This is a genomic window from Alphaproteobacteria bacterium (genome assembly GCA_037200005.1).
In the GTDB taxonomy this organism is placed as follows: domain Bacteria; phylum Pseudomonadota; class Alphaproteobacteria; order UBA9219; family RFNS01; genus JBBCGY01.
On sequence record JBBCGY010000001.1, the window covers coordinates 1,414,304 to 1,428,343 of the forward strand.

The window sequence follows — 14,040 nt, forward strand, 5'->3', positions numbered from 1 at the left end:
CCCCTTATCTAAGCTGGTTAAGCGCGGACAGCATATCGTCCGCGGATTTGATCACGCGCGAATTCATCTCATAGGCGCGCTGCGCGGTGATGAGATTGGTCAGTTCCTGAACGATATCCACGTTGGATTTTTCCAGCGATCCCTGCAGCAATTTGCCGAAGCCGGCGGCCAGCGGATTGCCGGTGGTGGCGGTTCCCGAAGCCGGGGTTTCGCGCAGCAGATTGTCGCCAATGGCTTCCAGCCCGGCGGGGTTGGCGAAATTGGCCAGCTGAATCTGTCCGAGGTTGCTCAAGCTCACCTGGCCGTCGATCTTGGCAAAGACCTGGCCCGAGGAATTGACCGTAATGTCAATCGTGTCGGCCGGCACGGTGATGTTGGGAACGATCTGATAGCCGTCGCTGGTAACGATCTGTCCCGTGGAATTCAATTGCAGCGAACCGGCGCGGGTATAGGCCGTGGTGCCGTCGGGAAGCTGGATTTGCAAAAATCCTTTGCCGCTGACGGCGAGATCAAGAGAATTGCCGGTCTGCTCGATGCTGCCCTGCAGGTTGATGCGGTAAACGGAACCCGTCGCGACGCCGTTGCCGATCTGGATGCCGGTCGGCACGACGGTGCCGGTGTCGGAAGACTGCGAGCCGGGGCGGCGGACGTTCTCGTAAAGCAAATCTTTGAATTCCGCCCGCTGGCGCTTAAAGCCCACGGTCGTGATATTGGCGATGTTGTTCGAGATGACTTCCACATTCATCTGCTGCGCCAGCATGCCCGTAGCGCCGATTGCCATTGCTCTCATTGTTCCGCTCCTATCCTACTAAGCCATAACCCTGCCCAAGACGCGGACCGCATTCCGTATCCGGTCATTTTCATTCTGCAGGAGTGTCTGCGTCTGCTGATAAGCCCGCACCACTTCCGTAACCTTCGTCATTTCCACCACGGCGTTTACGTTCGACTGCTCGATCATGCCCTGCGCCACTTTCGTGTCCGTCGCCGGCGTCGCCTTTTCGGAGGCCTGATACAGATTGTGGCCGGTTTCGACCATGTCCTGTTCATGAGCGAAATTGACGACCTGAAGCTGGCCGACCTCGCCTTTATCGGTGGTGATGCGCCCGGTCTGATCGACATGAAGGGCGCTGGCGTCGTTGGGAATATTCAGCGCCTGGCCGCCGGCGCTGAGCACCTGGTTGCCGTCCTGGGTCACGATGTTGCCGTCGTTATCGAGGACGAAGGAACCGGCGCGGGTGTATTGCACGCCCTGAGGCGTCCGGACCGCGAAATAGCCCTTGCCCTGCAAGGCCATATCCAGTTCGTTGCCGGTGTTGACCGTCGATCCCGGAGTCGTGTTGCGCAACGTGGCGCGATTGACGACAAAATTGATTTTATCGCCGAATTTGGGTTCGCTGACATAGGTCTCGAATGAAACCTGCTGGCTCTTATAGGCAGTCGTATTGGCGTTGGCGACGTTATTGGCCAGCACTTCCATCTGCCGCTCTAAAGCGGTTTGCCGTGACAATAAGATCAGACTGGCGCTTTCCATTTTTCTGCCCTGAACCTGATGCATGCCGCCATCGGCCATGCTTCCGCGAATACAGATGCATGGATCGTGCCAATTAAATATTGTTTATATTCAACAAGTTACAATGGATCGTGACCACCGGCGATGGCAGCAATGGCCTGGATTGGGACGTGAAAGCGGAAGATTTTGCCGAATACCGGAGGCGGCTTGATTAAGACGCCTAACCGACTCTCAATCACTTTTTAACCATACCGGCGCTTAATGATGCCAAGACGGAGAGCAACCCGGCCGGTATTGGGGGACGCGCTCTTTATGTCAAAGGAGTTGACAGTGGCGCAAGAAAAAGGCGCGGCCAAAAAGAATGATGGCCCTGAAGAGGATAAGGCTGCGTCCGAAGCGGACGAAGGCACGGACGCGACTGTCGGCGAAGACGGCGAGATCGAGCTTAAAACCGGCAGATTCGGCGGCAAGAAGAAAAAGCTTATCATCATTGGCGCGGTGGCCGGAGTCTTGCTGCTCGGCGGCGGCGCGGGATTGTATTTCTCGGGAGTTTTCTCGTCGAAAAAAGCCGAGCCCGCCGCGGAAACCGGACAGCGGCAAGTCAGGGAAAACAAGGACGGCAAGTTTTATTTCTACGATCTCGGCGATCTGATGGTCAATCTGTCGGGCGAAGGCAAGCGGCCCAGTTTCCTCAAGCTCAAAATCAGCATCGAGCTGGACGACGAAAAAGACAAGGCCATGATGGAACAGATCAAGCCGCGCATTCTGGATAATTTCCAGGTTTATTTGCGCGAGCTCAGGATGGAAGACCTGAAGGGTTCGGCGGGAATCTACCGGCTGCGCGAGGAACTGTTGCTTCGCGTGACCGAAGCGGCGCATCCGGCGCGCGTGCGCGACATTCTCATTACTGAAATGCTGGTGCAGTAATGGCGGACGAACCCAAAGAGATGACCGAAGAAGAACGCATGGCCGCCGAATGGGCGGCGATGGCGGAAGAGCCGGCTCCGGGAGAAGCTCCCGCAGCGGGAGCGGAGGGCGCGGATGGAGCGGCGGCCGGCGAGGATGCCGTACCCACCAGGGTTCTGAGCCAGGAAGAGATCGACAGCCTGCTCGGCTTCGGCGGCGGCGGCGGCGACAAGGACAATTCCGGCATCATGGCGCTCATCAACAGCGCGCTGGTCAATTACGAACGCCTGCCGATGCTGGAGGTGGTGTTCGACCGCCTGGTGCGCATGATGTCCACCAGCCTGCGGAATTTTACCTCGGACAATGTGGAAGTCAGTCTCGACCATATCTCCAGCGTGCGGTTCGGCGATTACCTGAACTCCATCCCCCTGCCCGCCATGCTGGCGGTGTTCAAGGCGGAAGAATGGGACAATTCCGCGCTGATGGTCATCGACAGCGCGATGATCTATTCCATCGTCGACGTGCTGCTGGGCGGAAGGCGCGGCACCTCGGCCATGCGGATCGAAGGGCGGCCCTATACCACCATCGAACGCAACCTCGTCGAACGGCTGGTGCGCGTCGTCCTCGCGGATATCAGCAGCGCGTTCGATCCCTTGTCGCCCGTGACGTTCCGCTTCGACCGGCTCGAAACCAATCCCCGCTTCGCCACGATCGCCCGTCCCGCCAATGCCGCCGTGCTGGCCAAATTGCGGATCGACATGGACGATCGCGGCGGACGCATCGAAGTCATTATTCCCTATGCCACGCTGGAGCCGATCCGCGAACTGCTGCTGCAGATGTTCATGGGCGAAAAGTTTGGGCGCGATTCCATATGGGAAACCCATCTTGGCACCGAGCTCCTGATGACCGACATGGCGATGCACGCCGTGCTGGGCGAGGTAAGCGTCCCGCTCGGCGACGTCATGAACTGGCAGGTCGGGTCGCAGGTCATGCTCAACGTCAAGGCGGACGACATGATCGAGCTGCGCGCCGGAGAGGTTCCTCTGTTCAGCGGCCGCATGGGACGGCGCAACAACCACATCGCGGTGCGCGTCGAGCACGCTAATTTCAATCTCGGCAAATCGGAGGGAGCATAATGGAAATCGCCAAATTCGCGCTTGATATCCTGGTGATCGGTTTGCTGGGCGCGGGCATTTACTTCGCCACGCGGCTCGAAAAGCAGCTGGGCGCGCTTCGGGAAAGCCGCGCCGATATGGAGCGCTTGACCAAAGATTTCGCCAACAACGTGGGACGCGCCGAGGCCGGGATCAAGAGCCTCAAACAAGTTGCGCGCGAGTCCGGAGACGATCTGGAAAAACTTCTCGAACGCGCCGTGACCATGCGCGACGAGCTTCGCTTCGTCGTCGAGCACGCCGATAAATCGGCGGAAAAAGTCAGCGCGCTCAGCTCCCAATTGGCGAGCCAGACGCGCGAGGCGAAAACCGCCGCGCCGCCTCAACTGCAGGCCGTCGCGACCGAGCATTCTTCCGGCGCGGGCGGACCACGGACGCGGGCGGAGAAAGAATTGTTGCATGCGCTGGAGAAAATGCGCGAACAGGGATAGGCCTAAAACATGTTTCGCCTTTTGCAGCCTCGTTATTTCGTCGTCACCGTGATTGTCGCGGCGCTCGCGTTGATGGGCGTCCGCATCGAGTCCCTGCACGACAGCTTGATTTCCGGCACGGCTTTTACGCCTATCGCCGCCGCGACCGCCGAAGATTCGCCTCCCAAAACCGCGGACAAAGCTCCTGCGGATGCCGAACAGAAGGCGGAAACGCCCGCTGCCGCTCCCGCCGTCGAGCCGCCCGCGGTCGCCATGCCGACCGCGATGCCGCCGACAGTCGCCGCGCCTCCCGAAGATTTGAGCGAAGGCGATGTCGAGGTGCTGAAACAGCTATCGGCCCGCCGCGCCCTGCTCGACGAGCGCGAGCAGGAAATGTCCCAGAAAGTCGCCATTCTTCAAGCGACCGAGATGCGCGTCGATCAAAAAGTGAAGCAAATGGAGACGCTGCACACGCAGCTTAAGGCGATGCTGGGCCAGCTGGACGAACAGCAGCAGGCGCAGATCGACAATCTCGTCAAAATATACGAGTCGATGAAGCCCAAGGAAGCGGCCAGGATATTTCAAACGCTCGACATGCCGGTCCTGCTTGGCGTCATGCGGCAGATGAAGCCGGCGCGCAGCGCGCCGATTCTGGCCGAAATGGAGCCGCAAAAAGCCAAGGAAATCACCCTCACCCTCGCCAAGCAGCATGAGCTTCCGGGGTCGGACGACAAGGAAAGCAACCTGCCCAAAGCTCCCTGACGCCTGACGCCCGCTTTCCGTCATCTGACTTAACTTTTTCTTCAGCATATTCAGCGACATTCGTGGTTTAATAATCGTTGCCTTGCCGTCGCGGACCATGCCGGTCGTGTTGCCGCATAAAAGCAGAAAAGGAGCCCAGCCATGGCCGTTGATATGAATATGAATATCCTGATCGTCGACGACTACAAGACGATGCTGCGCATCATCAGCAATCTTCTCAAGCAATTGGGATTCAAGAACATCGACGAGGCCACCGACGGCAGCGAGGCGTTGCGCAAGCTGCGCGACGGAAATTTCGGCCTGGTCATCTCCGACTGGAACATGGTGCCGATGACGGGGCTGCAGCTGCTCAAGGAAGTGCGCGCCGACAGCAAGCTCAAGGCGCTGCCCTTCATCATGGTGACGGCGGAAAGCAAGACCGAGAATGTGGTCGAAGCCAAGACCGCCGGGGTCAGCAATTACATCGTCAAACCGTTCAACGCCGAAACCCTGAAGCAGAAAATAGCTTCGGTATTGGGCGCGTTCTAGGTCCGGGAATTCATGTCACACCAGCACGACAAGCCCTCGCAGGGCGCGCTGCAAAAGCAAATCAATTCCGCTTTGCAGGAAGCTCAGGAGCCGCTCACGCGCGATCAGGTAGCGGGCATCATCCGGCAGGTCATCGGCAGCGCCGAGGGCGACCTGGCGGCCACCGACATAAAATTTTATCGCGAAATCGAAGGGCTTGCCCGTTACATCCATAACGCGAAGCTTGAAATCGCCTCCATACGCCCTACGGATATCACCACTGAATTCATCCCGAGCGCCACCGACCAGCTCGATGCCGTCGTCGGCTCGACGGAGGAAGCGACCAACAAGATCATGGACGAATGCGACGGCATTAGCGCCCTCGCCGGAGAAGTCGGGGGCGAGGCCGGCGAAAAATTGACCGCCTGCGTGACGCGGATTTTCGAGGCCTGCAATTTCCAGGATTTGACCGGCCAGCGCATTTCCAAGGTCGTGAACGCGCTGAAGCATATCGACGAGAAGATCAACGCGCTGATGCAGGCGCTCGGCGATGAAATCGGCAAAGGCGGCGATAGCCTGCCGCCGCCGCCCGCCGAAGACGACGAAGACCCGGAAAAAAAGCTTCTCAACGGCCCGCAAATGCCGGGACAGGGCGTAAGCCAGGACGACATCGACAAATTATTCGGATAATTCTTATCGTCGATTATAAGTCACCCGTCATCCGTTCTCCGTGTAGCTCACTCATGACTCGCAGCCTCGCCTCCCTTCTCCTTGCGTTTTTGATGCTGATGCCGCCGGCGTTCGCGGCATCGGCGCCGATCCATGTTACCGTGCGCGGCGGCGCGCACAGCGATTTCGACCGGATTGTTTTCGACTGGCCGCGAAAGGTCGACTACACGATCAAGCGCGACGGGAAGCAAGTCACGATAACCTTCTCGACTCCCGCGCAATTCGCGGATGGCGCCGTCAAGACCGCCCGCCTCACCCGCGCGGACGGTTTCGCGCAAGCCGCCGACAACGCCAATAGCCGCTACGCTTTTATCGCCGCTACGGCCGCCAAGATCGCGGAATCAAGAAACGGCGCCGCGCTTATTTTCGATATCACCGGCCCGGCCGCCGGCCCCAGCCCGGCGGCGCAACTCGCTTCGCCGAAGCCCCCCGAAGAATCCAAGGCCGCCAATAAAGCGCCTGCCGCCGTCGCGCCGCTGATGCTGGCCCCTCTCGCCGCCCTGCCCCCGCCGCCTTCGTTACCCGTCGAGCCGGAAACGCAGCAAGCGGCCAGTGTCCGTCAGCCGGATGCGCCCGCCCCGGCTCCGGCCCCCGCGCCGCTGACGCCGGTCGAACGCAACGCGCTCATCCAGAGCAATGCCTCCACCACTCCCCTTGCCGCCAGCCAAATCAAGCTGCCCGCTCCCGGCGAGCCGCCGCTGCTGGTGCTGCAGATAACGCCCGGCATGCCGCTCGCGCTCGCCGCTTACGCGCGAGGCGGTTATGCCTATCTGATTTTAGAACGCAAGCTGGCGATAGACCAGAAACAGCTTTTCCCCGGGCAAAATACGCAATTGACGCTGCAGCCTCTGAATCTGCCCACGGCAACCGGGTTTCGCTTTGCGCTGCCGAGCGGCGCCGACCTTCGGGTAGATCGGAGCGGCAATACCTGGCTTATATATTTGGCCGGAGAGAAGCGCCATGTGCCGGTGACATTGAGCCTGCAAGCCGAGCCCAATTACGCTTTGGGGCCGCGCCTGCTGCTGCCGATCGTCAACCCGCCGGAGGTGATTCATTTCTACGATCCGGTCATCGGCGACGAATTGTCGATCCTGCCCCTGATCAATCCGGGCGATGCGATGACCACGGCCCGCGATTTCGCCGATTTGACCGTCCTGTCTTCGACGCAGGGATTGGTCGTCGCCCATAAGAGCGACAAGCTCGCGGTTCGCAAGGTGGCCAACGGCGTCGAAATCGCCGCCGAGGGAGGATTGCGGCTTTCGCCGGTGGAGGATACCGGCGCGGCGCCCCGGCTCGATGTCGGCCGCGCCTCGAACCACGCGCTCATGTTCGATTTCAACGGCTGGCGCGGCCTGGCCGGCGAAGACTTCAACAGAGCCCGCCAGCGCCTGCTGCAAAATATAGCCGACGTGCCGCCCGTGGAACGCGACCGCGCGCGTCTCGAACTGGCGCGGCTGTATTTCGCTTACGGCTTCGGCGCGGAAGCGCTCGCGCTGCTTAATTACGTGGGATTCAAACTTCCCGATCTGTATGGCCGCCCGGAATTCCGCGCCTTGCACGGCGCCTCGCGGATTCTCGCCGGCGACGCCGACGGCGGCATCGCCGATTTTTCCATGAATGAACTGAACGATGTGGCGGATCGCCCGCTATGGGAAGCGTTCGCACTGGCGGCCAAGCGGGATTACGAGAAGGCGGCGCCTAAATTTATCGCCACGATCGGCTTTATCGATGAATTTCCCGCCGCGCTGTTCGCGCGCTTCGCCACGCTGGCGCTGGAAACCATGATCGCGACCGGGCAAATGCAAAAGGCCGACCAATGGCTGGACAACTGGCGCACTTCCAAACGGCATGACGATTTTCTTCATACGCCCGCGGTCTATTATTTGCACGGCGTGACCTTATACGGCGCGGGAGCGCCCGATCTCGCGGTGAAGGAATGGCGCTATGCCGCCGCGAGCACCGACCGCCTCTACCGCACCCGCGCCGAGCTGGCGTTGATCGACTATGACACGTCGAAGGGCAAATTGACGGCGGCCTCCGCCGCGCAGCGCCTGGAAGGCCTGCGGTTCGCATGGCGCGGCGACGCCCTGGAATGGGATATCCTGCGCCGCCTGGGGCAGTATTATTTCGACGCCAAGAAGTTCCGCGAGGGTTTCGCCAATCTCGAGCGCGCGCGCAAGCTCTATCCCGACCTTCCCGGCAATGCCGAACTCGGCAGGAAAATGGGCGACGTTTTCCGCGACATCTTCACCACCGATCTCGGCGCGGCGCTGCCGCCGCTCGAATCCTTGTCGCTGTATCAGGATTACCGCTACCTCATCACCGATGAGACGATGGCGAGGCCGATCATCCGGGCGCTTTCGGAACGGCTGGTGGCGATCGATCTGCTCGATCAGGCCACGCATTTGCTCGACGACCTGCAGCGCGACTCCACCGGCACGGAGCGCGCGCAGACCGGCGCGCGCCTTGCCGGAATTTATCTCCTCGACAAGCAGGCGGAAAAATCCCTGAATGCGCTCGCCGTAAGCGAGGTCGAGGGCACGCCCGGCAACATCGCGCTTGAGCGCCAATTGCTGAAAGCGCGAGCGCTGATGGAACTCGGAAAAACCGGCGAAGCAAGCGCGCTGCTGGCGAACCGCAACGACCAGATGGCGCTGTTGCTGCTGGCCGATATAGCCTGGCGCACCAATGACTGGAACGCCGCGGCCGCTGCGCTGCTTAAAGCGCTTGGTCCGCCTCCGGCAAAAGACACACCGCTCACCGGCGATCAAATTTCGATGGCGGTGCGCGCGGCGACGGCGCTGGCGCTGGCTGACAACCACGCCGGTTTAGCCAAGCTCGCCGCCGATTTCGGCGGCGGGATGTCGAAAACCCCGCAGAACGAAATTTTCACGCTGCTCACCCATCCGCAGGAGAGCCGGAACATTCGCGACATCGCGGCCATGGCGATGAGGACGAACGACGTCGATCCGTTCCGCAAATTCCTCGACCGCTACCGCAAGGCGGAAGAGCCCGGACAGAAAACCGGCGACGGGAAACAGAAAAAGAACTAGCCTAAAATCCATTGACCGCATGCCGGTGCTCGCCAAGCCCGTCGCCGCCCATGGTCACGACATCGCCAATGGCCAGATAGCGCGGCGGATTCATGCCTTTGCCGACTCCCTCCGGCGTGCCGGTGGCGATCACGTCGCCGGGCAATAGAGTCATGAATTCGCTGATATAGCTCACCAGCGCCGCGACGCCGTAAATCATGGCGGCGGTATTGCCGTCCTGCATCCGCTTGCCGTTCACCTCGGTCCATAGCCGGATGGCTTGCGGATCGGCGACGGCATGAGACGGCAGAAGCCACGGCCCGATGGGACAGAAGGTATCGGCGCTCTTGCCCTTGCTGTGCTGCTGCCCGCCGCGCTCCAGCTGAAAGGCCCGCTCCGAGACATCGTTGAGCAGGCAGTAACCGGCGATGAAGGACGGCGCGTTTCCGGGCGCGACATTCGTCGCTTTCCGGCCGATCACGACGCCAAGCTCGACCTCCCAATCCAGCTTGCTGCCGGTCTTTGGCATGATGATGGGATCGCGAGCGCCGCAAAGCGCCGAAGGCGCCTTGAGAAACAGGCTCGGCTCCGCCGGGGTCTTCGCGCCGGTCTCGGCGATATGCGAACGGTAATTGAGCGCGACACCCACGATCTTGCCGACGCCGCCGATGCAAGGGCCTAATCTCGCATAGCCCGCGACCTCAGGCAGCGCCGCAAAATCCTTATCCGCCAGACGGCGCAGATTATCCGGGTGGAGCGCCGCGCCGGCCCAGTCATCGACCCACGGCCTCGCATCGCGCAGCTTGCCTTGCCTATCGATCAAGCCGGGATATTCCTCGCCAGCCGTGCCAAAACGTACCAGACGCATGATTCCAATCTCCCTTTTCTCAGCTTTAGCACAACGATAATTTTTGCCACAATTCCGTCTTTAAGACGCTATATATATCCGCTGAAGGGCTGGAAGCATGTTACGCAATATTCTCATCACCATCGGCGTTTTCGCCGTCATCACCGGCTTGGCGCTGTATCTGATTGCCGCGTCCGGCAAAGGCGTTTCCGAAGACAAAAAGACCGTCCGGCCGGAGGGGCTGGGCGATGTCCGCCTGACTCTGGAACCGGATGGAGATTTTCTGCCGCGCCAGACGCCGCCCGCGATAACGGTACGGGCGCAGGGCGCCAAGACGGCCTATCTGCGCTTTTATCATATCCAGGATAGCGCGCTGCTGCTTCGGCTTTATCGCGGCATCGATCAAGGCTCCTTGAGCCAGATAGCGGTCGCGCGGCTGCTTGCCGAAAATGCCGTGCCCTTCGCGATGAAGCCAATCACGCTCAAGGACGGCGAGACCGCCCCCGTGGCCTGGCCTCCTTCCCAAGGGCCGGGACTGTATGTGGCGACGACCGCCATCGATGCCATGCACGACGCCATGGAGGCCACTTGGTTCATGCATTCCGATTTGCATGTGCTGGTGATCAATGACTCGGACAGCTGGCATATAAAATGCGAAAGCATCGCCACCGGCCAGGAAGCGGCCGATGTGCCTTTGACGCTGTTCGGCTTCACTGGCGAATTGGCGTCGGCAAGCTGCGGCCCGAACGGCATGGCGGTCATGGCGAAGAAACAGCTGCCGGACAAAGACCAGCCGCAGTTGCTCCTCGCGCAAGACAGCCTGGGCAACATGGCTTTCGTGCCGCTGCGCGCGGCCTCGATCAGGGCCGAAAACCGCAACAACGATGACTTCGTCGCGTCCGACCGCGCACATTATCAGGCCGGGCAAAAGATTCATGCGCTCGCTTATGGCCCTCACGTGGCGGAGGGAAAGGCCGTGCTGGCCGTCGTCAGGCCGGACGGGCTGCGCATCATGGAAACCAAGCTGACGCCGGCGGCGGGCAAGCTTGTCTGGCAGGACTGGTCTTTGCCGCCCGATGCGCCGCCGGGCAAGTGGCGGATTTTACTTCTTGTCGACGGCATGATTCAGCATCAGGCAGAGATCGCGGTCGGCGAGGAAGACGCGGGCCTGATCACGAGCGCGAAAGTCATCGAGCGGCGCGACGGAGCCGTCACCCTCGCCGCGAAAATAACGGATGAAGACGACAACGCCCTGAAGAATCAAAGCGGCGAAGTGACCATGCAGTGGGAAAATGCCAGGCAATTTCCCGACATCGCCGCCGACTACGCCTTCGGCGGCTATGACCAGCCCGAGCCGCGGCCGGCGACGCTGGCATCCTTCATTACCGGCGGCGGCAATCATTTGTCGCTGCAATTGCCCGCGCCTCCGGACTTGCCGTATCCGGTTCAGGCGCGCCTCAAGATCGAGCCTTGGCCCAGGAGAAAGGTCGCCGACGCGCAAACCGCGACCGTCGCCTGGCCGACGCGCCCATGGGCGCTGGGGATACGGGCTTTATTCGGCGACGCGGTCGTGCCCGGCGGCAGCAAGGCGAATTTCGCCGTCGCCCTTTTCAAAACCGGAAACGCCGAGGCAATTCCGGATTCACTCGGTTACGAACTGGTGACGGAACGGCGGAGTTTCCGCTGGTTCTTCGCGGACGGCAAATGGGATTATAAAAGCGATGTCGCCGCCGCGCCGATCATCTCCGGAAACATCAAGCTCGACGCGGGCAAGGGGCAGATTTCGGTGCCGGTCCAGAACGGCCAGTACCGGCTTGATGTTTTCACCGCCGACCGCAAGCTGCAAAGCAGCTGGCGCTTTCAGGCGGGCGCGGACAAAAAAGCGGTCCCCACCGCCGACCTGCCGCTGCAAATCGTCCGTCATGCGGACGGCGGCACGAAGATCACGGCGCGCGCATCCGGGCCGATAACGCTGATTGTCGCGGACGACCGGGTGCGTCAGATTCTGACCGACCGCAATACCGAAGACCGCGAAGCCGTCTTCGACATCGACCCCGCTATAAAACAAGGAACCAACATCGTGGCGCTGGCCGTCCATGCCGCGGCCAATAATATCAAGCGTGGCGCCGCATGGCTGCCGCCGCAAAGCGCCATTCCCATGAGCGTCATCAAGCTGCCGGATGTCCTACGCGCCGGAGCACCGGCCAAAATCGCCGTCCAGCTGCCGCAAGCAACGTCCCAGCCGTCTTACGCTCAAATTCTGGCGGTGCCGGTCGCGGGCGAAGCTTCCGACAAGCTGCTGACGGCGGCGCTCGGCGCGGCGCAGGCGCGCCGCATCGGAATCGCCAGCAACGTGACGCCGGAATGGCCGGATAATGCCGTCCCGGTCAATCCTACAACCGATGAAGCCATCAATCCGGCTGACAGCAGCCTGAGCTCCATCGCCACTCTGGCCGCCGACGGCAGCGGCGAGATTACGCTGCCTTTGCCGCGCTATGACGGCAAGGTGCAGCTCCATCTGCTGGTCTGGAACCAGGATGGATTCCGCGAACAAACTCTCGCGATCCGTCCGTCGGCGGCGCTGGAGCAAGTGCCTGCGGCCAAGCCGCCGGCCGAGGCGGCGTGGCGCTGGACGGCAAGCGATAGCTGGCGCTGCCAGGAATTTACCGCCAAGAGCGATCTGACATTCATGCCACCGCATGGCGGCGGCGGCAAAAACAAGCGCGCGCAGAACCCCGCGGAATCATGGATCGCGCTCGCGCCCGTGGCCCTGCCGGATTTTCCCGCCTCGATGGCCAGGATTTTTTCGGCGCATAGCGTGCAAACCGATATTCTGGCGCGGCTTCTGCTCGCCGAAGACGATTATGCCGCCATCATGGCCGCTTACGGCATGCCCGACGCCGCGCGCCTGTCCTGGCGCGAGCGCATCTGGACGACGATCTTATCGCGGCAGCGAGGCGATGGCGGCATCGGCCAATATCCCGACGCGGAAAGCGCGCCGGGCGCCACGGCGCAGATGGTGCTGGCATGGCGTCGCCATCCTCCCGGCGCGGCCGAGGACATGTTCACCGCCGCCGTGAATTTCCTCAAACACAGGCTCAATATCGCGTGGAACGCCGAGAATGAATTGCCGGGCCGCAGCCGGGGCTTTTACGCGCTTAGCGTGATCGACCAGATCGATCCGTCCGGCCTGCGCCATTTCGTCGATAAATTCGGCAATCAGATTCGTGACGCCGCCAATGAAGCGGAACTGGCCGCCGCGCTTAAAAAGATCGGCGACCAGGAGCAAAGCCAAGCCTTCGCGGCAAGAGCGCTGGCGCAAATGCCGTCCTTGCGCGGCGATAATCCCGGACGCGCCTTGCAGGCGCTGGAAATTCTGGCCCGGCACGAACTGGCACCGGGAGAAAAACTGGCGGCAGCGCTGCGCGACGTTGAATTGCCTTCGCCGCAAACTGCCGTGCTGGCGGCCAACGCTCTGGGGGCGCGCGCGGCTATTGCCGGAATGCTGGGCGAGTGGCGCGCGAACCTGAATGGTCAACCCATCACGAAGCGCGGCATCTATGCCGCCGCGCCCGAAGCGAAAACCGTCATTCATTCGCAAGAAAAGCCGGAACGGCCGCTTTATCTTTGCCATGATTATGCGGCGCGCCAGAAAAACGCCGCGCCGTCCCCAAAGCCGAGCCTGGAACGGAATATATGGAGCGCGGCGGGACAAAAATTATCCGCCGCCGCTCTTAATGCGGGCGGAAGCTATGTCGTAACCGTCGCCGGAAAAGATTTTCCCGCGGGCCGTTTCGATATCGACCTCCCGCTGCCGCCGGAACTGCAGTTCCGCGCGGCATTGCCGGGCGGAACGATTGCGGGCGCTTACGGATGGCTGGAGCGTTTGGATCATACCGCGGCGGCGCAAGCGAATAGCGATGGCGTATCGATCGCGGTGGATAGAACGGCGCCTGGCGATCTGCGCGTTGCCATCATCGTCGAGGCGGTCAAGCCCGGCGCTTCCCCATGGCAGCCCGCGTATCTTGCCGCCAACGGGAAAGAACACGCCAGCGCCCCGGCAAAGATCGCCGTTCGCCGCTAGTTCGGATTGCGGAGATTATTAGAGACCGTCTGAAAAGTCATCAGGCCGAGGCGAAAACCGCGCTTTTCGAGATTTGAAATC

Annotated in this window: 11 protein-coding genes; 8 read left to right on the top strand and 3 right to left on the bottom strand. The window is 61.3% G+C overall.

The annotated features are described in order from the left end of the window. Positions 1-4: 4 nt before the first annotated feature. Positions 5-790, bottom strand: a complete 786-nt coding sequence (gene flgG, locus WDO70_07375) for a flagellar basal-body rod protein FlgG (GenBank protein ID MEJ0063010.1) — start codon at positions 788-790, stop codon at positions 5-7. A gap of 18 nt (positions 791-808) precedes the next feature. After that, positions 809-1,570: a flagellar basal-body rod protein FlgF gene (gene flgF / locus WDO70_07380; GenBank protein ID MEJ0063011.1), complete on the bottom strand. Its 762-nt coding sequence runs from the start codon at positions 1,568-1,570 to the stop codon at positions 809-811. 270 nt (positions 1,571-1,840) lie between these two features. Between flgF and WDO70_07385 the strand changes: the two genes are divergently transcribed. The 7 genes from WDO70_07385 (at position 1,841) to WDO70_07415 (ending at position 9,049) form a co-directional block, all read left to right on the top strand. After that, positions 1,841-2,437 (top strand): flagellar basal body-associated FliL family protein, encoded by a 597-nt coding sequence (locus WDO70_07385; GenBank protein ID MEJ0063012.1) that lies wholly within the window; start codon positions 1,841-1,843, stop codon positions 2,435-2,437. Then, positions 2,437-3,552, top strand: a complete 1,116-nt coding sequence (fliM, locus tag WDO70_07390) for a flagellar motor switch protein FliM (GenBank protein MEJ0063013.1) — start codon at positions 2,437-2,439, stop codon at positions 3,550-3,552. Before WDO70_07385 ends, fliM begins: the two co-directional genes overlap by 1 nt. Continuing rightward, positions 3,552-4,019 (top strand): DUF6468 domain-containing protein, encoded by a 468-nt coding sequence (locus WDO70_07395; GenBank protein ID MEJ0063014.1) that lies wholly within the window; start codon positions 3,552-3,554, stop codon positions 4,017-4,019. Before fliM ends, WDO70_07395 begins: the two co-directional genes overlap by 1 nt. 9 nt (positions 4,020-4,028) lie before the next feature. Beyond that, positions 4,029-4,760, top strand: coding sequence for a hypothetical protein (locus WDO70_07400; protein MEJ0063015.1), 732 nt, complete (start codon positions 4,029-4,031; stop codon positions 4,758-4,760). A 141-nt stretch (positions 4,761-4,901) separates the two neighbouring features. Further along, positions 4,902-5,288: a response regulator gene (locus WDO70_07405; protein ID MEJ0063016.1), complete on the top strand. Its 387-nt coding sequence runs from the start codon at positions 4,902-4,904 to the stop codon at positions 5,286-5,288. Positions 5,289-5,300: 12 nt separating this feature from the next. After that, positions 5,301-5,957 carry a protein phosphatase CheZ gene (locus WDO70_07410; GenBank protein MEJ0063017.1) on the top strand — a complete coding sequence of 219 codons (657 nt, stop codon included), beginning with the start codon at positions 5,301-5,303 and terminating at the stop codon, positions 5,955-5,957. A 92-nt stretch (positions 5,958-6,049) separates the two neighbouring features. Continuing rightward, complete coding sequence (locus tag WDO70_07415) at positions 6,050-9,049, top strand: hypothetical protein (protein ID MEJ0063018.1); 3,000 nt, start codon at positions 6,050-6,052, stop codon at positions 9,047-9,049. A 1-nt stretch (position 9,050) separates the two neighbouring features. Here the strand turns inward: WDO70_07415 and WDO70_07420 are convergent, their stop codons facing one another. After that, positions 9,051-9,896: a fumarylacetoacetate hydrolase family protein gene (locus WDO70_07420; protein MEJ0063019.1), complete on the bottom strand. Its 846-nt coding sequence runs from the start codon at positions 9,894-9,896 to the stop codon at positions 9,051-9,053. Positions 9,897-9,993: 97 nt separating this feature from the next. On the opposite strand from WDO70_07420, the gene WDO70_07425 reads away from it, so the two are divergent. After that, the gene (locus tag WDO70_07425) at positions 9,994-13,959 is read left to right on the top strand and encodes a hypothetical protein (protein MEJ0063020.1); all 3,966 of its coding nucleotides are present in this window, start codon (positions 9,994-9,996) and stop codon (positions 13,957-13,959) included. Positions 13,960-14,040 lie beyond the last annotated feature (81 nt).